At 62.1% G+C, this 17,720-nt stretch carries 12 protein-coding genes; 2 read left to right on the top strand and 10 right to left on the bottom strand.

Annotated elements, in window-relative coordinates; all coding sequences use genetic code 11:
- Nucleotides 1–15: 15 nt before the first annotated feature.
- The 7 genes from EPO61_01635 to EPO61_01605 all read right to left on the bottom strand — a co-directional run bounded on the left by EPO61_01635 (nucleotide 16) and on the right by EPO61_01605 (nucleotide 11,312).
- Nucleotides 16–3,135: an efflux RND transporter permease subunit gene (locus EPO61_01635; protein TAJ10537.1), complete on the bottom strand. Its 3,120-nt coding sequence runs from the start codon at nucleotides 3,133–3,135 to the stop codon at nucleotides 16–18.
- Nucleotides 3,132–4,346 carry an efflux RND transporter periplasmic adaptor subunit gene (locus EPO61_01630; protein TAJ10536.1) on the bottom strand — a complete coding sequence of 405 codons (1,215 nt, stop codon included), beginning with the start codon at nucleotides 4,344–4,346 and terminating at the stop codon, nucleotides 3,132–3,134. The genes EPO61_01635 and EPO61_01630 overlap by 4 nt, the downstream gene beginning before the upstream one ends.
- A 201-nt stretch (nucleotides 4,347–4,547) precedes the next feature.
- The gene (locus EPO61_01625; protein TAJ10535.1) at nucleotides 4,548–4,970 is read right to left on the bottom strand and encodes a tetratricopeptide repeat protein; all 423 of its coding nucleotides are present in this window, start codon (nucleotides 4,968–4,970) and stop codon (nucleotides 4,548–4,550) included.
- Nucleotides 4,971–5,064: 94 nt separating this feature from the next.
- Nucleotides 5,065–8,202, bottom strand: coding sequence for an efflux RND transporter permease subunit (locus EPO61_01620; protein ID TAJ10534.1), 3,138 nt, complete (start codon nucleotides 8,200–8,202; stop codon nucleotides 5,065–5,067).
- A gap of 77 nt (nucleotides 8,203–8,279) precedes the next feature.
- Nucleotides 8,280–9,293 (bottom strand): efflux RND transporter periplasmic adaptor subunit, encoded by a 1,014-nt coding sequence (locus EPO61_01615; GenBank protein TAJ10683.1) that lies wholly within the window; start codon nucleotides 9,291–9,293, stop codon nucleotides 8,280–8,282.
- Between the two features lie 223 nt (nucleotides 9,294–9,516).
- Nucleotides 9,517–10,734 (bottom strand): TolC family protein, encoded by a 1,218-nt coding sequence (locus tag EPO61_01610; GenBank protein TAJ10682.1) that lies wholly within the window; start codon nucleotides 10,732–10,734, stop codon nucleotides 9,517–9,519.
- A gap of 203 nt (nucleotides 10,735–10,937) precedes the next feature.
- Complete coding sequence (locus EPO61_01605; GenBank protein ID TAJ10533.1) at nucleotides 10,938–11,312, bottom strand: hypothetical protein; 375 nt, start codon at nucleotides 11,310–11,312, stop codon at nucleotides 10,938–10,940.
- A 351-nt stretch (nucleotides 11,313–11,663) separates the two neighbouring features.
- On the opposite strand from EPO61_01605, the gene EPO61_01600 reads away from it, so the two are divergent.
- The gene (locus EPO61_01600; protein TAJ10532.1) at nucleotides 11,664–12,008 is read left to right on the top strand and encodes a hypothetical protein; all 345 of its coding nucleotides are present in this window, start codon (nucleotides 11,664–11,666) and stop codon (nucleotides 12,006–12,008) included.
- Nucleotides 12,009–12,298: 290 nt separating this feature from the next.
- Nucleotides 12,299–12,898 (top strand): hypothetical protein, encoded by a 600-nt coding sequence (locus tag EPO61_01595; protein ID TAJ10531.1) that lies wholly within the window; start codon nucleotides 12,299–12,301, stop codon nucleotides 12,896–12,898.
- 28 nt (nucleotides 12,899–12,926) lie between these two features.
- Here the strand turns inward: EPO61_01595 and EPO61_01590 are convergent, their stop codons facing one another.
- The 3 genes from EPO61_01590 to EPO61_01580 form a co-directional block, all read right to left on the bottom strand.
- A complete protein-coding gene (locus EPO61_01590) occupies nucleotides 12,927–13,772 on the bottom strand; it encodes a universal stress protein (protein TAJ10530.1) in 846 nt (281 codons plus the stop codon).
- 119 nt (nucleotides 13,773–13,891) lie between these two features.
- Nucleotides 13,892–14,857 carry a 1-phosphofructokinase gene (gene pfkB, locus EPO61_01585; protein ID TAJ10529.1) on the bottom strand — a complete coding sequence of 322 codons (966 nt, stop codon included), beginning with the start codon at nucleotides 14,855–14,857 and terminating at the stop codon, nucleotides 13,892–13,894.
- A gap of 55 nt (nucleotides 14,858–14,912) precedes the next feature.
- Nucleotides 14,913–17,654: a formate dehydrogenase subunit alpha gene (locus EPO61_01580; GenBank protein ID TAJ10528.1), complete on the bottom strand. Its 2,742-nt coding sequence runs from the start codon at nucleotides 17,652–17,654 to the stop codon at nucleotides 14,913–14,915.
- Nucleotides 17,655–17,720: the final 66 nt, after the last annotated feature.

Genomic DNA, 17,720 nt, shown 5'->3' with positions numbered 1-17,720 from the left:
TCGACAAGGAAGCGTCTAACCGACGTCAGACGCTTCGGTCTGGGGGTCCTCGAACCAGTGGTACAGGGCCGGCAACAGGACCAGGGTCAGGAGCGTCGAGGTGAACAGGCCGCCAATGACGACGGTGGCGAGGGGCCGTTGGACCTCGGCACCGATCCCTTGGGCGATGGCCAGAGGAAAAAGCCCGAGCAGTGTCGTCAGCATGGTCATCAGCACCGGCCGCAGCCGCAGCGAGCAGCCGATCACCGTGGCCTCGTCCGCGGACCGGCCTTCCTGGCGGAGCTGGTGAATGTAGGAAACCAGCACGATTCCGTTTCCCACCGCGAGCGCGAACAGTTCGATGAATCCGATCGACGCCGGCACGCTCAGGTATTGGCCGGTCAGCCACAGGGAGAGAATCCCGCCGACCAAGGCGAAGGGAAGGTTCAACATGATCAGCGTGGCGTAGCGCAGCGAATGGAATGTCCAGAACAACAGCAGGAAGATCAATCCGATCGTGATCGGGACGACGACCAGCAAACGGTTCATCGCGCGCTCCATGTTCTCAAAGGCCCCGCCCCAGACGATCTGGTAGCCTTGCGGGAGCCGGATGGACTCGGCCAGTGTTCGCCGTCCCTCATCGACCACGCCGCCGATATCGCGCCCGACCACGTTGAAGCCGACGTAAATGCGCCGCCGCGCCTGTTCGCGGCTGATGCGGGCGGGCCCCTCCCGCCATTCGATCGTCGCCAGATCGCTCATCGGGATCAAGGCGCCGGCGGCCGACTTCACGCGAATCTCGCCGATCGCGCGCACCCCGTTGCGATACTCCTTCGGGAAGCGCAGGATCAATTGGAACCGGCGCACGCCTTCGTAGACGGCCGTGGCCGGTTTGCCGCCCACGGCCGTTTCGATGATCTCCTGAACATCCGCGACGTTGATCCCGTGACGGGCGATCTTGTTTCGGTCGATGTCCACCGTGAGATAGGGCTGGCCAGCGATCTGTTCGACTTTCACGTCCCGCACCCCCCTGATCGTCTGCAGAGCCGCGGCGATCTCGTCGGCCTTCTCCTTGAGCAGCTCCAGGTCGTCCCCGAAGAGCTTGACCGCGCATTCGGTCCTGATGCCGGAGATCAACTCATCGACGCGCTCCTGGATCGGCTGACTCATCAGGACCGAGATGCCGGGCACGTCGGCCAGTTTCCGCCGCATCGCGTCCACCAAGTCCGACTTCGTGTGCGCGGTGGTCCAGCGTTCCTTCGGATGCAGCAGGACGACCGGATCGCTTTCGTTGGGCTCTTCGGGGGTGTTGGCGATCTCGGAGCGGCCGATCTTGCTCACGGCCAGCCGCACTTCGAGGAATTGGCGGAGGACCATCTGGGCCCGTTTCTCCATGTCGATGGACTCCGGCAGGGAGACGGACGGGAGTCGGACGATCTGGGGGGTGAGCGCCCCTTCGTCCAGGATCGGAACGAACTCACGCCCGACCAGGGGGACCAAGGCCAGGCTGAGGATGAGGAGCGCGGTCGCGGCGGCGATGACCGTTCCACGATGAGCCAGCGTCCAGCGGAGCACGGGCAGGTACAGCTGTTTCGCCCAGACCGTCAGCCGCGTATCTTCCGCCCATCCGGCCCGCAACAGCAGCGCCGACAGGACCGGCGACAACGTGAGCGTCAGCAGGGCGGACACCAGGAGGGCGATCACGATGGTGTAGGCCAACGGCGCGAACATTTTGCCTTCCATCCCGTGGAGGGTCATGAGCGGGAGGAACACGACGCTGATGATCAGAATGCCGAACAGCAACGGCCGGCCCACTTCTTTCGAAGCCTGGAACACGATCTCCCAGCGGGGGCGTTGCGGCCCGCCGGGTTGCGACAGGTGACGGTGGATGTTCTCGACCATGACCACCGAACCGTCCGCGATTTCGCCGACCGCGATGGCGAGTCCGCCGAGCGACATGAGGTTCGCCGATAGCCCCATCCGGCCCATGACGATGAACGTAATCAGCGGCGTGATGAGGAGCGTGGCGATCACGATCAGGGCGGATCGGACGGTGCCCATGAAGAGGAACAAAATCAGCACGACCAAGAGGATGCCCTCGACCAAGGCGTCGCGGACCGTGTGGACCGCGGCGGTGACCAACTCGATGCGATCGTAGAAGGGCACCAGGGTGAGTCCGACGGGCAAGACCTGTTCGCGGCGCATAGCCTCCGCCTTGGCCTTGACCGCCTGCACGACCTCCCTGGCGTTGCCGCCGCGCAGCATCAACACGATGCCGGCCACCACCTCCCGCTCCCCGTTCACCACCGCGGCGCCATGGCGCACGGCGTGGCCGATCCGCACATCGGCCACGTCGCGCACGAATACCGGCGTCCCGCCGGTCTCTTTGACGACGATGGTGTCGATGTCCGCCGTGGTTTTGATCAGGCCCAGCCCGCGCACGATCGCCCGCTCCGCGTGCTGCTCCAGGATGTTGCCGCCGGCATTGGCGTTGTTCTTTGCCACCGCGTCGAAGACTTCGTGCAGCGTCAAGTCGTATTTCCGCAGCTTGGCCGGATCGACCAGCACCTGGTATTGCTTGACGAACCCGCCCAATGCATTCACGTCGATCACGCCCGGCACGCTTTTGAGGAGGGGGCGGAGCACCCAGTCCTGGATCGTGCGCTGATCGGTCAGCTGCGCCTCGATGGACGCCTGGTCGTCAGGCTGCGCCCCCGGCTCGTCCAGGTAATATTGATAGACTTCCCCCAGGCCGGTCGTGACCGGAGCCATCACCGGCTCCGTCCCTTTCGGCAGGCGCTCCCGGACCGACATGAGCCGCTCGAGCACGAGCTGGCGCGCAAAGTAGATGTCCACGTCGTCGTGAAAGACCGCGGTGATCTGCGACAGGGCGAATTTGGAGATCGAGCGGATTTCGGCCAGGCCCGGCAGGCCGGTCACCTGCAGTTCGATCGGGTAGGTGATGAACCGTTCGACTTCCACGGGCGAGAGGCCCGGCGCGTCGGTGAGGACTTGGACTTGGATGTTGGTCACGTCGGGGAAGGCGTCGATCGGCAGGGACTCGAACGCATAGAGCCCGCCGACGGCCAACACCGCGGCCACGGCGACCACGAGGATGCGTTGACGGAGCGAGAATGCCAGGAGCGCCGCGATCATCGGGTCTCTTCGATCTTATGGTGTTCGAGCTCGGATTTGAGCGCAAACGCCCCCTGGGTGACGAGGGACTCTCCTTCGCGGAGGCCTCCCAGCACCTTGGTGATCTCCCCGCTCTCGTCCCCGAGGGTCACCGGGCGGGCTTCGAATGTCCCGGGCTCGATCTGCACGAACACCAAGGCGCGCTGTTGGTCGCGCTGGATCGCCGCCGAGGGCACCGTCAGCACGCCGGTTTCGATATGGGTGTACACGCGAACGGTGGCGAACATTGCCGGCTTGAGCCGCCCGTCACGGTTCGGGACGGTGACCCGCAGGTTCATCGTTCTGGTCGCCGGCTCCAGGACATCCCCCACATAGGTGATGGCGCCCTGGAACGCCTCCTGCGGGTAGGCCGCGAGCCGGACCTCGACCGTTTGGTTGCGGTGAATGAACCGCACGTCCTTTTCCGGAACGTTCGCGACCACCCAGACCTCCGAGAGATCCGCGACCGTAAACAGCTCGTGGGACGTCTCGACGACTTCCCCCTTGGCGAGGTTCCGTGCGATCACGCGGCCGGTGAACGGGGCATGGATCGGAACGTAGGCGGAGATGGTGTGCTCACGGTCCAATCGTTGCATCTCCGGCTCCTGCATGCCCAAGACGTGCAGGCGATCCCGTGCCTCCCGCGCTTCGGCGCGGACGCTCTTGGCTTCCGCCTCCTTCTTTTGGAACTCGGCCAAGCTGATCGCCTTGTCTTCCAGCAAGCCTCGAGCTCGCTCATAGGCCAGTTCGGCCTCATGGAGCTTGGCGGCGGTTTTCAGGTAGGTCGACTGCGCCAAGCCGAGATCGCTGCTGTACAGCGTGGCGAGCAAGGCCCCGCCCGCGACATCGGTTCCGACATCCACATAGACGTCCGTGGCGCGCCCTCGCACCAGCGCGGTCACCTCGGCCAGTTTATTCTTGTTGGGTTGGACCGTGGCGGGAAAGTCCCGGTGCATCCGGAATTCGCTGCGGGCCATCGGGCGGACCTCGACCCCCGCCGCCGCGGCGGCCTCCGGCTTGAGGCGCACGAGCCGCGGGCCGGCCGTGGCCACGGCCGGTTTGGCGCCGGGGACCTCATCGCTCTCCTTGGTACATCCCGTGAGACTGCCGAGGCCCAACGCGACGACGCTCAATGTGGCAAGGAGGGCTAAGGAGATTCTTCCGAGGCGCTGAAAGATTCGAGGCTGTCTCATGCATTCCACCCCAACAGTTGCAGCAAGCAGGATGCCAAGAGGGGCGGTGCGGAGCAGGCCTGATCCTATTGTTTCGGCTCGATTTTCTCAAGCAGGAAGACCCTATGACTCAGGAAACGGGATTGCACGGTGGCGGAAAGGGGCAGCCAGGCAGGATTCGAAGGTCAGAAATGCCCCAAACTGGAAGCATCATCAGGGCGGTCAATGACTGTGTCCGGCGTGCCCGTCGGAGAATCCGGGAATCGTGGCTTCCTTGGAGGGGACATACACGTTCTTCAGGGGAGGGGAATCCCAGATGACCTTGTTGCCGGGCGCCAAATTGGCGGCGGAGATGAAATGCGCGTCTCCCTCCTTCGTCGCGCCAAGGCGATACAGAGTCTTTCCCATGTTGTAATGGGCTTCGGCCAGGTCGGGCGAAGCCGTGATCGCTGCGGCGAAGTGCTGTCTCGCTGCCTCCCATTGGCCTTGCGCATAGGCGTGGATGCCCTCGTCGTTGTGATGAGCCGCAGCGGTATTCGTGCCGGTCGGCGCGGGCAAGACCGTCCACTTGGGTGCGGGTTGGCATCCGTTTCCCGCCAACGCCGCCGCCATCAGCGCCGCGACCAGAGTCTTGGTGTACCTCACCCTACCTCCTTTCGTTTAGTGGCCCTCGGGCCTCATCCTACTTCCCGGCCTTCGACGCGCTCAATACCGCAAGGTTCGCGCGTCCGGCCCATCCTCAGTCCCCCTCGCTCTTCAATGTCTTCCCCTCGACGTGCCAGCGCCACATCACATAGATAGGCGGAATGACAATGAGCGTGAGGAGCATGGCGGAAAACACGCCCCCGACTTGCGGCGCCGCGATGCGTTTCATCACGTCGGCCCCGGTGCCTGTGGCCATCATCACTGGAATCAATCCGACGACATCCACCAGGCCGATCATCATCATCGGCCGGATGCGCTCCACCGCTCCTCGGTGCACGGTCTCAATGAGATCTTCAAGCGTCGCGAGTCCCCCTGCCGCCTTGCGCCGCTGGCAGGCCTCATCCAGATAGGCCAGCATGACCGAGCTGGTCTCCGCTCCGGTCCCGACCACGGTGATGATCCCAACCCAGACCGCGATGCTCATGTTGTAGTCCAGTTCAGCGAGATACCAGAAGGCGCCCACCAGACAGAGCGGCACCCCGAACATCACCATCCCCGTTTCGGCCACCGAGCTAAAGGTAAAGTAGAACATCACAAAGATGATGACCAGGGTGAGGGGCACCACCAGTTTGAGCCGCTCTTTGACCCGCTCCATGAATTCATATTGGCCCGACCAGGTGATCGTATAGCCCGGCGGCAGCTGCACCTGTTCACGCACCACCCGCTTGAGATCCGCGACGTACCCGCCCACGTCTCGGCCGGCCATGTCCAGGTAGACGTAGCCGGCCAGCCGGCCATTTTCGTCCCGGATCATCGGCGGTCCATTCACGAACCGGAGCGTGGCCAGTTGAGCGAGGGGTACTTGGGCACCGGTCGGGGTATCCACGAGCACCCGTCGCAGCTTTTCCGGATCATCGCGCAGCTCGCGAAGGTAGCGTACGTTGATCGGGTACCGTTCGCGCCCCTCGATGGTCGTCGCGATATTTTCCCCGCCGATGGCCGTCTCGATGATCCGGCCCACATCCATCAACTTGAGTCCGTACCGCGCGATCTCCTTCCGATTGATGTCGAAGTCCAGGAAGTATCCGCCGGACACCCGCTCCGCATAGACACTGCGCGTCCCCGGTACCTCCCGGAGGACCATCTCCAGATGTTTGCCGATGCCCTCGATCTCGTTGAGATCGGCCCCGAAAATCTTGATGCCGACCGGGGTTCGGATGCCGGTCGTGAGCATGTCGATCCGGTTCTTGATCGGCATCGTCCAGGCGTTGGTTACCCCTGGAAACTGCAGTGCCCGGTTCATCTCGTCTATGAGGCCTTCATAGCTCAGTCCCGGTCGCCATTGGTCTTTGGGCTTTAGTTCGACCACGACTTCCATCATGCTGAACGGGGCCGGGTCCGTGGAGGTTTCCGCCCGCCCGGCCTTGCCGAAGACCCACTCGACTTCGGGAAACCCTCGGAGCTTCCGGTCCATCAATTGGAGGAGCCGGCCGGCTTCGGTGACCGAGAGACCGGGGAGTGTCGTGGGCATATAGAGGATGGTTCCCTCATACAGCGGTGGCATGAACTCGGAGCCCATGCGCTGGTAGGCAGGGATGACGCTGGCCAGCAGCCCGATCGACAAGACCACGACCATCCACCGGTGGTGCAGCGCCGCACGCAACACGGGCGTATAGAGACGCTGCAAGAGGCGGCTGACGGGGTGCCGCTGCTCGGGGAAGATCCGGCCGCGCGTGAAAGTCGGCAGCAACGCCGGAATCAGCGTGATGGCCAGCACCGCGCAGGCGGCAATGCCTAGGAAGTTGGTCAAGGCCAGCGGCTTGAACATTCGGCCTTCCTGCGCCTCGAGGACGAAGACAGGCAAGAAGGAGACGCCGATCACGAGTAACGAGCTGAACATCGCCGGTCCGACTTCCTTGGCCGAATCGATGAGGATTTGCGTCCGGTCGCCGAGTCTGCCGTTTCGTTCCCATTCCTCCAACCGCTTGTGCGCGTTGTCCACCATGACGATCGGGGCGTCCACCATGTCCCCGATCGCCACGATAATGCCGCCGAGCGACATGATGTTCATCCCAATGTCCAGGAAGTAGATGAGGATGAAGGCGATCAGGATGGACAGGGGCAGGGTGAGGATGGGGAGCATTGCGGAACGGATGTGGAGGAGAAATCCGACGATCAGCACCCCGGTGACAATCAGCTCTTCAGCCAGATTCTCATTCGCCGTGGCGATGGATTCGTGAATGAGGTTGCTGCGGTCGTAGGTCGTGACAACCTTGATCCCTTTGGGCATGGAGGGTTCGAGTTCTGTGAGCTTGGCTTTGACGCGTTCGATCACGGTGAGAGCGTTCTCGCCGAAGCGCATGACCACAATCCCGCCCGCGACCTCGCCCTTCCCGTCGAGTTCGACCAAGCCGCGCCGCATGTCCGGTCCGAGCTTCACCGTGGCCACGTCCCGCAACAGGATCGGCGTGCCGCTTTCGTTGACGCCCACCGCGATTTCTTCGATGTCCTCGGGCTTCTTGATGTAGCCGCGCCCCCGGACCACATATTCAATTCCTGAAAATTCCACGACCCGCCCACCGACATCGTTATTGCTCTGTCGGATCGTTTCCACGATCGAGGGGATGGAGAGGCGGTAGGCAAGAACTTTGGTGGGGTCCAGGTTGACCTGGTACTGGCGGACAAAGCCGCCGACGCTGGCGACTTCGGCGACCCCTTCCACAGCCCGCAGCCAGTACCGGAGATACCAGTCCTGGAAGCTGCGCAGCGAGGCAAGGTCTTGCTGACCGGTCTCGTCCACAAGCGCATATTGGAAGACCCAGCCGACGCCGGTCGCGTCCGGACCGAGTTGCGGCGTGACTCCCTCCGGCATCCGTCCGGCAAGCTGATTCAACCGCTCCAGAATCCGCGAGCGTGCCCAGTAGATGTCGGTGCCGTCTTTGAAGAGGATGTAGACATAGGAATAGCCAAAGTCCGAGAATCCGCGCACGACCGTGACCTTGGGGGCGGACAACAGCGCGGTCACGATCGGGTAGGTGATCTGATCCTCGACCAGGTCAGGCGAGCGGCCCGGCCAGGTGGTATAGACAATCACCTGCGTATCGGAGATATCCGGCAGGGCGTCGATGGGGGTCTGTTTCATGGCCCAGAGCCCGCCCACGGCCGTCGTAAAGACAAGCAGAAAGACGATAAAACGATTTCTTGCACAGTAGTCAATGATGTGTTCGACCATTTTTCACCCGACGCGGAGAAAGAGTGACGGGGGGACGCGGGGATCGCCGTGTCTCCGCGTCACCGTGTCGCGTTCCCTCACTTCATTTCCGACATCCCGCCCATGCTCTCCACGACCGCTTTCAGGCGGCTTTCACTGTCGATCAGGAAATTCGCGGAGGTGACCACGTGGTCCCCTTCCTTGAGGCCGGCCACGACTTCATAGTGGGAACCGGTCTTCACCCCGGTTTTGATGACGCGCGGCTCCAGGCGCCCGCCTCCATGATGGATGAACACGAGTTGTTTCTGGCCTGATTCGATCACCGCTTCTTGCGGCACCGACAACCGGGTCCCTAGGTTCACCGTCAGCTCCACATTGGCGTACATGTCCGGTTTCAGCTTCTCGTTGGAGTTGTCCACCTCAAATCGAACTTTGGCGGTCCTGGTCTTCGGGTCCAGCGTGGGATAGACGAACCCGACACGCCCAGTCCACACCGTCCCCGGTTCGTAGGAGAGCGTCACCGCCGCTTTCTGTTCCTTCTTCACGAAGGCCAACTCGTACTCGTAAATATCCGCCAAGATCCAGATGTGCGAGAGGTCGGCGATCGTGTACAACTCCGCGCCTGGCTCCACGTGCGCGCCGACCAGTGTTTCCTTCCGGATCACGGTCCCGGTGATGGGCGAGTGGATGGGGAGTGTCCGCATGACCTTGCTGGTCTGCTCAAGCTCTCGAATATGCTCTTCGTTGATGTCCCAGAGCTGGAACCGGCGTCGTGCGGCCTCCAGCAGGTCCTTGGAGCCCCGCGCCACCTCCGGAAACTCGCTCGTCCCAAGTTGCTTCTGCCCCTGTAAGGCCAGCAAGTATTCCTCTTGCGTGGCGACCAAATCAGGGCTGTAGATGGTGAACAGGACCTGTCCCTTTTTGACGTGGTCGCCGATCGCACTGACGAGCAGTTGCTCGATCCAGCCGTGGAACTTGATGGTGACCTTGGCCAATCGCCGCTCGTCCGCTGCCACGCGACCCACGGTGCGGATCACTTTCTCCAGTGGACGTCTCGCCACCTGCTCGTATTTCACGCCGATCGTCTGCAGCCGGTCCGGTGGAATCGTCACCACACCCGGCGCCTCCTCCGATGCGGGAGCCGGCTTGCTGTCCGTCGTCTTTCCTTCTGGTCGCGGCTTTTCGCCCATGTCCATGCCGGGCATGTCGGCCATGGAATCCGGCGTCGAGCCTGCGGGAGGAAGGACTGTCGGTCGGCTCATCAGCCAGAGGACCGCAGCGAGGCCGATGGCCAGAAGGAGGACGGTGCTGATCAGGGTCCGGCGTGTCATGGCGTTACCTCCTCTCCTTGTCCTTGCCGGCCAATGGACCGCCCGTGACCGCTTCCAGCCTCGCCACCGCCTTCTCATGCGCGACCATTTCTCCGTGCAATTCCAACTGGCTCTCCTGAAGCGTGAGCAGGCTATTCAAGAGCGTGAGAAAATCCACCTTGCCGACCGCGTAGCCCGCCTGCGCGGACTGCAGGGCCAGGGAGGACTGTGGAATGATCGCATCCCGGAGGATGGTGATGAGCCGCTCCGCGCGCTGGGTTTGCACAAAGGCGTCCTTCACTTGAAAGAGGATGTCCTGCCGCGTGGCGGTGAGGTCCTCGCGCGCGCCGGCCAAACCGGCCAGGGCCTCTCGTACGCCCTGGCGCTGCTTCGTTTCATAGAAGAGAGGGATTTTGATCGCAAGCATCACCTGGTACCCGTTGTCGTTGATGCGGTCATTGCGGGTCCCCAAGGCATTCAGATCGAAGTCCGGATAATACTGGCGATGGGCGAGGGACACGGCCTGCTCACTCCGCTCGATGCCCTTGGCCGAGGCCAGTAAAATAGGCGAGAACGCTTCCGCCCGCCGAACCAGTTCAGGGAGCGGCAATGTCAAGAGTGGAACCTGGATCTCATCTGGTGTCCCAAGTGGGTCGGTGGGCGGCCGATTCAGCAGGCGGTTGATCGCGGCGTGCAGACTCTCTTTCTGTTGCTCCAGCACGGCGAGGCGATCCAGAACGCGCGAGATCTCCACCTGGGCACGGAAGACATCCTGCTGAGCCGCCTGCCCGACACTGTACCGAGCCTTGGCAGTTTTCTCAAACTGGATCAACAGGGCTTTGTTCTTCTCCACAATTTCGGTGCTTTTGTGGATGAAGTGCAATGTGAAATACGTCTCTTTCAGGCTGGAGACCAGTCGGAGCCTGACAGCGAGGTACTCTTGCTCCAGACGCTCCGCTTCTTTCGAGGCAACCTCGCCGCGGAGCTTCAACTTGCCTGGAAACGGAATCTCCTGCCCGAAGCCATACATGGCACCTTGGAGGGGTTCGGTCATGGGCATCCGTTGGTACCCGAGCTGGAGCCTTGGGTCTGGGAGGGTTTGCACCTGCGGCACGACGGCTTTTGCTGCCTCCCACCGTTGACGGGCCACCTTGATCTCCGGGCTCGCCAACTCAAGTTCTTGCACGAGATTCTGCAAGCTAATGCGTGGCTCGTTATGAGAGGCGTGGGCGGCTCCATCCATGGGGGCTGCCGTACGCTCTTGAGCCCCGCTCGCCGAAACCGATGCGAGGTCCAAGAGGCAGAGCGCAAGGGCGGGCAAAGCCCAAGGTGGAATACGAGAGAGTAAGCGTTTCACGGCAGCACCTCCAGCGTGCGTTGAAAACGAGGTAACGCCAACTCCGCCTCTGCGGCAGAGCGGTCGGCAACAAGGCGTGGAGGTGCGAATCAGATCCGGAGGACTTGGATAGAAGGAGACGAGGGAAACGGCAACTGCAGCGACACAGCCTGAGCCCCGCTCCATGCAGCGAAAAAAATGCAGGCAGCGGAGCCGTTCACACGAGCGACGAACACATGGCCTGCATCCAGAGCAGCCCCAATTTTTACCTGGCGATCTGGAGAAGACGTGAGCGAGGCAGGACACATGAGACCTGAATCCATGGGACAGACCATTCCCTGTTCTGAAATCATCGTCTGATCCTGTGCCAGAGCGACATCGGGCAGGGCACACATGGCCCCGATCACCTGGCAAAAGATGAAGAAGAGCACCATGGCAAATGAACTGAAACGCAAGTGTGTCACTTTGGACAAGACAAGTCCCATAAACTAACCTAGTGCCAGCATAGATGTGTTAGTTTCTCTCTTTCGACTGGACATGTCAAGGCAGACTCAATCATCCGATTCGAGCCCGATGTAGCAACCGTCGCCACACTCTCCCTGGTACCTGCCCCATTTTGCGACAACGTGTGCACTTGCCTAGGTTGCGGTTCACCGGACAATCTTCGAGATTGGCCCAACAATCTCAACGGTTGCGCGGCCTTGCCAGCAGCGGACTCAATAACATGGCATCGTGATTGCTAAAGTAAAGATATTATGTTGAGCTTGGGCTCCTCATCACAAAACAGGACAACACCTCTTCACGCACCGTCACTTCGATGAAAGGAGGGCTTATCCATGATTAACTTTCGACTCCTGTTGGTGCCAGCGGCTTTTGCCCTGATCCTGGTCGTACAGGGTTGTGCAGAACCATCTGCCAAGCGCTTGATCGATCAGCACGATCACGCGGGGTTGACAGCGCATTACACCCACGAAGCTCAGGAGCTTCGTGAGGAGGCGAAGCACTGGGACTTCATGGCAGAGTTCTATGAAAAGCACCCGGAGCCAGACTCAAAGGAAGGTGCCAGTCAACATGCCGCCCATTGTCGGCAGATTGCGAAGAGCTATAGGCAAGCAGCTGATGAAGCAGACGCCTTGGCGTCCGAACACCGTGCGCAACGACCGCATAACGTGCTCAATTAAGCGATTGCCCGAATCCCTCAACGCTCCAAGACGGTCAAACGAGGCGGGAACGCTCGGCGATGGAATCCCCCACCCGTATCCTTCAACTGGTCAGGGTGTCAGTAACCCCTGACCAGTTGAAGGAGGCAAGACTATGGTTTTTCTTCCAACTTGACAGGCATTGCCCTCATTTTGATCCCATTTTTACACCCAAGACGATACGATCACCAACGCGTCAGAAATCTTAGAGTCTGGCTGTCATTATTGGGTGAAACGTGGAGAAGCCCCAAGAGCTGACAGGGCAAGCGCGTATGGTACCATTAAACAAAGAGGGGATTATGCACTGGAGGATAGCGCTAGCGACAATCGGAGCCTTCCTAGGGGTAGGCGTTGGGCTTCAGGGATGCCAGTTGCTCGAACCAAGGCACGCTATCCCTGACCTCAGCGGAACCTATATCGCGCATAATGCCGACATCCAAGCCGATCAAAAGACAGTAGACGAAATCACGTCTGCATTTAAGCGGGCTGAAGATGCTCTACGGCGCGGGGATTTAGATGGAGTGATGGTGCTCTATTCAAAGCACTATAAGCACCATGGCTTCAATGAGACCACGTTGCGGAGCGTGTGGAAGGACTTACTGCAGGAGCATCGCGATTTCTCAACCACTCACATGTTTTCCAGAATTAAGGTCGAGGCCGACAAAACTCCTCCCACGGCTCAGATCATCTGTACTGGAAGTCTCTGGGGAATCTCCAACCAGACCGGCCAACGGGTCAATATCGATAGTTGGTTTGGAGAGATTCACTACATGGTGTATGAGAACGGCCAATGGCGCATAGGAGGACATGCGTGGGAAGTCCGCCCAGACAAGGAGACTCGTTTTGAACGGCCCCCGCATCCCTTTTTCTGAGTCGCTTCCTCTATGCTAAGCCCATTGCCTATCGCACCACCAGGATCGAGCAGGTGCTGTGCTGCACCAGTTTCGTCGACACGCTGCCCAGCAGGAAGCGCGCGACGGCGCCCAGGCCCTTCGCGCCGGAGACGATCAGGTCCACCTTCCGATGGTCCGCCACCTTCATGATCTCGTCCGCCGGCTGGCCGAGCTGGCAGATTTCCTCCACTTCGTAGCCGGCTTTGGCCAGCTTGACCGCATCGCGGTGGACCAGCGCGTTGCCGATCTCCTTGAGCTCCGGATACTTCAGGAACGGAATGACGTGCATGGCCAGGATTTCGACCGTATGCCCGGTCGCCTGGGGCCGGATCTCGCGGAGCAGGAACCGGACGGCTTTCTCCGAGGGCTTGGAGCCGTCCGTCGCCAGGAGGATCCGGCGGATCGGGCGGGGCGGCTGCTTGACCACGAGGACCGAACAGGGGGCATGCTGCGTGACTTGGGTGGAGACGCTGCCCAGCATGAACCGGTCCAGGGCGCCCATGCCCCGGCTGCCGAGCACCACCAAGCCCTTGCGTCCCGCCTGCTTGAGGATTGCCGGCGCGATGGGCCCGTTGACCGAGCGCGCCTTGGCCGGGATGCGGAGCGACGCCAGTTGCGAGGCCGTGTCGGCCACCACTTGTTTGGCTTTCGCTTCCATCCGCCGGATTTCATCGTGGATGAAGGGTTCGTTCCCGATGACGACCGGCTGGACCATGAAGGGGGCCCGCAACGCCGCCAAGTCGAGGACGTGGAGCGCCTGGGTCTGGGACTTGGCGCGCAGGGGCAAGTACCCCAGCCATTCGGTTGCCCAGCGCGAATATTTGGAACCGTCGACCGCCAGTACGATTTTCATCTTTCTCCCCTCCCAAGCCTGAATTTGGAAGAATTGACGATTGCCATGATTGCCAAAATTGACGATTGAAGAATTGCCAAGATTATCGGAATCCGTCAATCGTCATGTCCGTTCAATCATCAATCCTGGCAATTCTTCTGAATCGTCAATGGTTTAATGCTGACGCGCGGCAAGAGCCGCTGCACGTCCGACAAGCGACAGAGCTGGTTGCCAGGGGCCAGGGTCGCCGCCGTGCCGCAGGCGGTGGCGAACCGCGCACAGTCCTCGATCTCTTTCCCTCTGGCCAACCGGAAAATGAAGCCGGCCACCGTAGAGTCGCCGGCTCCGACCCGGCTCCGGACGGTCACCGTGGGAGGAATCGTGCGCAATGCCAGGAGCCGGCTGCCCCGACCGCTCACGACGAGGAGGCCCCGGCGGCCGAGCGAAATGATCACGATCTCCACGCCGGCCCGATGCAGGGTCGCCGCGGCGCGCAGGATTTCGGCGTCGGTGCGCAGCGGACGCCTGAGCGCGCGCTGAAGTTCGTGCACGTTCGGCTTGATCGCAAAGGGCCGTGCCTTCAGGCCGGCCCTCAGGCAGGGACCATCCGCATCCAGAATCGCCTTAGCGCCTCGCCGTTGCACCAAGGTAATGATCTGACGGTAGGCGTCGGGCGGGACTCCGCGCGGGAGGCTGCCCCCGACGACCACGTAGGCGTCCCGCAAGTCCAACAAGCGTAGGTGCGCCAGGAAACAACGCCATTCCTCGGCATCGACCGACGGTCCCCTGGCGTGAAGCAGGGTCTGCGCGACGGGCCGTTTGGCGCTGATGATGATGTCCCGTCTGGTCTCCTGCTCGATGGACGTAAAGTAGGACGTGACGCCCTCCCGCTTGAGCAGGTCCACCAGAATCCGGCCGTTGTGCCCGCCGATGAAGCCCAGCGCCATACTGTCCCCGCCCAAGTGCCGGATGGCGCGTGAGACGTCGATGCCCTTCCCCCCCGCGTAGAGCGATTCGGCGCGCACCCGGTTGGCGTCGTCCATGTCGAGGCTCTTGACCTCGAGGTAATGGTCCAGCGCCGGATTCAAGGTAATGGTGTAGATCATGCAAACCGTGAAGCGTGAAGCGTGAAACGTGAAACGTTCGCTGAAGGCTGTTCATTCATGTGATCAATCTCGCATGGGCCGGCGCGGTCTGTCTGGCCGGCGTCAGCTTTTCCACCCGGACCGTGGAGACCTTGTACTCCGGACATTTGGAACTCTCGTCGGCGCTCGACGAGAGCAGCCTATTGATGGCGATAGCCGGGAAATGAAAACTCGTGAAGAGTTCGCCCGGGCGGACCCGCTCGCTCACCGCCACCGGCAACTGTGCTTCGCCCCGCTCGCTCACGAGGCGGACCGATTCGCCGTCGGCGACGTTCAGACGGGCTGCGTCCTCCGGGTGCATTTCCAGCACGTCGGCATCCACCAGTTGCAGGATATCGGTCCGACGGGTCTGCGCCCCGCAATTATAATGTTGCAGGATGCGGCCCGTTACGAGGGTAAACGGATAAGCCTCGTTCGGCGATTCGCTTGGCGGCAGATAATCCACCGGCACGAACGTGGCCTTCCCGCGCGGGAACCGGTCCCCATGCATGAGGGCCGTGCCCGGGTGAGCGGCAGAGGGCACCGGCCATTGGAGTCCCTCCCCTTCCAGCCGCTCGTAGGAGACGCCGGCCAGGGTCGGGGTCAGTTGCGCGATCTCGTCCATGATCTCGGAGGGATGGCCATAGGACATGGGATAGCCCATCCGGGTCGCCACCTCGCCGACCACCTGCCAGTCCGGTAAGACTCCCTCGGGTGGGTCCACGGCCTTCCTGATGCGCTGAATCCGCCGCTCCAGATTCGTAAAGGTGCCGTCTTTCTCCAGGAACGAGGCGCCGGGGATGACCAGATGGGCGAACTTGGTCGTCTCGGTCAGAAACAGTTCCTGCACGACGAGGAACTCCAGCCGACTCAGTGCCTCGCGCACTTTCGTGAGGTTCGGGTCGGTCTGGGCCACGTCGTAGCCGATGATCCAGAGCCCTTTTAACCGCCCCTCCAGCGCCGCGTCCCACATGTCCGGCGTTTTCATCCCGCGCGTGGCGGGCAAGGGGCGTCCGGTGATCGTCAGATGGCGGGCGGCCAAGGCCGGATCGTCGAAGCTCTGATAGCCGGCGAAATAGGTCGGGAGGCAGCCCATGTCCGACGCGCCTTGGACGTTGTTTTGGCCGCGCAGGGGGTTGATGCCGGTTCCGGGCCGGCCGATGTTGCCGGTGGCCAGCGCCAGATTGCACAGAGCGATCACCCCGTGGCTACCCCACCGATGCTCGGTCACGCCCAATCCATGGACGCAGGACGAGGCGCCGCTTTGGGCGTAGAGGCGGGCGGTCTTGCGGATCAACTCGGCCGGGACGCCGGTGATCTGTTCGGTGTGCTCCGGCGTGCAGGCCCCGACGGTCTCCAGCCAATCGGCGAGCCCGTCCGTTCGCGCATCGATAAAAGCCCGGTCCAGCAGCCCTTCCTGGGCGATCACATGGCCGAGGCCGTTCAGCAGCGCCACGTTGGTACCGGGTTTCAACTGCAAATGGATGTCCGCGAGGCGGGCCAGTTCCGTGCGGCGCGGGTCAATCACAATGAGCGTCGTCCCTCGCCGGTGCGCCTGCTTGATCCTGGCCCCGACGACCGGGTGGGACTCGGTGGGATTGGCGCCAACGACCAGAATCAGCTTGGCCAGATCGAAGTCCCGGATCGAGTTGGTCGCCGCGGAGGCGCCCAGAACCTCCATCATGCCGGTCACGGTGGCGCTGTGGCAGACGCGGGCGCAGTTGTCGATGTGGTTGGTGCCGACCACGCAGCGCATGAATTTGGCAAAGAGATAGTTCTCCTCGTTCGTGCCTCGGCTCGACGAGATCGTCGCCAGCGCGTCAGGCCCCTGGGATTGTTTGATCCTGGTGAACTCCCGCGCCACCTGGTCCAGCGCCTCGTTCCACGTGATCTCCACCCAGGACGAGCCTCGGCGCAACAGCGGGACGCGCAGCCGATCCGGCGCATAGTTGTAGGTCCACCCGTACCGGCCCTTCATGCAGGCATGGCCTTGGTTGGACGGGCCGTCGTCGGCCGGCACCATGCTGATGATCCGGCCGCCGCTGGCGCCGGCGTTGAAGGTGCAGCCCACGCCGCAATAGGCGCAAGTGGTCCGAACCTGCCTGGTCGGCGCGCCTCGTTCAAGAACGGTCTGGTCCGTCAGGGCTCCGGTCGGACATTCCTTTACGCAGGCGCCGCAGGAGACGCAGTTGGAGGAGGCGAAGCCGTTCGTCCCGCCGCTCAAGGACTGCGAGCCGGCAATGGGTCTTGATTCAAATCCCCGCCCCGCCATGGTGAGAGCAAACGTCCCTTGGATTTCGTCGCAGGCCCGGACGCAGCGGGCGCAGGAGATGCAGCGGGCATTGTCGAAGGAGAAAAAGGGATTGGAGGTGTCTCTGTAGGCGGTACGCTGCGAGCCCGAGGCGTAACGCACTTCGGTGAGTCCCAGGTGGGCCGCCAGCTGCCGGAGCGGTTCCGGCTGCTCCGTCCCCGCCGGCTGCTCGGAGAGATAGAGCTCGACGATATTTTTCCTGTGCGTGGCCAGCCGCTCGCTCTCCGTTCGGATCGCCATCCCCTCCCGCACCAACGTGGTGCAGGACGCGGGGGTGCCGCTCTGGCCTTCCACCTCGCAGAGGCAGAGCCGGCAGGATCCGAACGGCGCCAGGTGGGGCGAGGCGCAGAGACTCGGAATGGCGATGTCGGCTCTCCGAGCCGCGGCGTAGACCGTCTCGCCGGCCGTGGCAGTCACGGAGCGGCCGTCGATCGTGATATGGATGGATGATGTATCCATTTGAGTCATTGACGTTCAATCATCGGCTGTTTTTTCCTGCCGGCGACGCGGCGATCTCCGTGTTGCCCCTTCCCC

The organism is Nitrospirota bacterium (assembly GCA_004296885.1).
Classification (GTDB): domain Bacteria; phylum Nitrospirota; class Nitrospiria; order Nitrospirales; family Nitrospiraceae; genus SYGV01.
The sequence above is the reverse complement of the archived record's forward strand: the minus strand, read 5'-3'. Positions and strand labels throughout refer to the sequence as shown.

Bases quoted from the DNA above. Each gene is read 5' to 3' on its own strand.
- EPO61_01600 (TAJ10532.1), top strand. From the start codon at position 11,664: ATGATTAACTTTCGACTCCTGTTGGTGCCAGCGGCTTTTGCCCTGATC.
- pfkB (TAJ10529.1), bottom strand. From the start codon at position 14,857: ATGATCTACACCATTACCTTGAATCCGGCGCTGGACCATTACCTCGAG.
- EPO61_01595 (TAJ10531.1), top strand. From the start codon at position 12,299: ATGGTACCATTAAACAAAGAGGGGATTATGCACTGGAGGATAGCGCTA.
- EPO61_01635 (TAJ10537.1), bottom strand. From the start codon at position 3,135: ATGATCGCGGCGCTCCTGGCATTCTCGCTCCGTCAACGCATCCTCGTG.
- EPO61_01630 (TAJ10536.1), bottom strand. From the start codon at position 4,346: ATGAGACAGCCTCGAATCTTTCAGCGCCTCGGAAGAATCTCCTTAGCC.
- EPO61_01590 (TAJ10530.1), bottom strand. From the start codon at position 13,772: ATGAAAATCGTACTGGCGGTCGACGGTTCCAAATATTCGCGCTGGGCA.
- EPO61_01605 (TAJ10533.1), bottom strand. From the start codon at position 11,312: ATGGGACTTGTCTTGTCCAAAGTGACACACTTGCGTTTCAGTTCATTT.
- EPO61_01620 (TAJ10534.1), bottom strand. From the start codon at position 8,202: ATGGTCGAACACATCATTGACTACTGTGCAAGAAATCGTTTTATCGTC.
- EPO61_01610 (TAJ10682.1), bottom strand. From the start codon at position 10,734: ATGGATGGAGCCGCCCACGCCTCTCATAACGAGCCACGCATTAGCTTG.
- EPO61_01580 (TAJ10528.1), bottom strand. From the start codon at position 17,654: ATGACTCAAATGGATACATCATCCATCCATATCACGATCGACGGCCGC.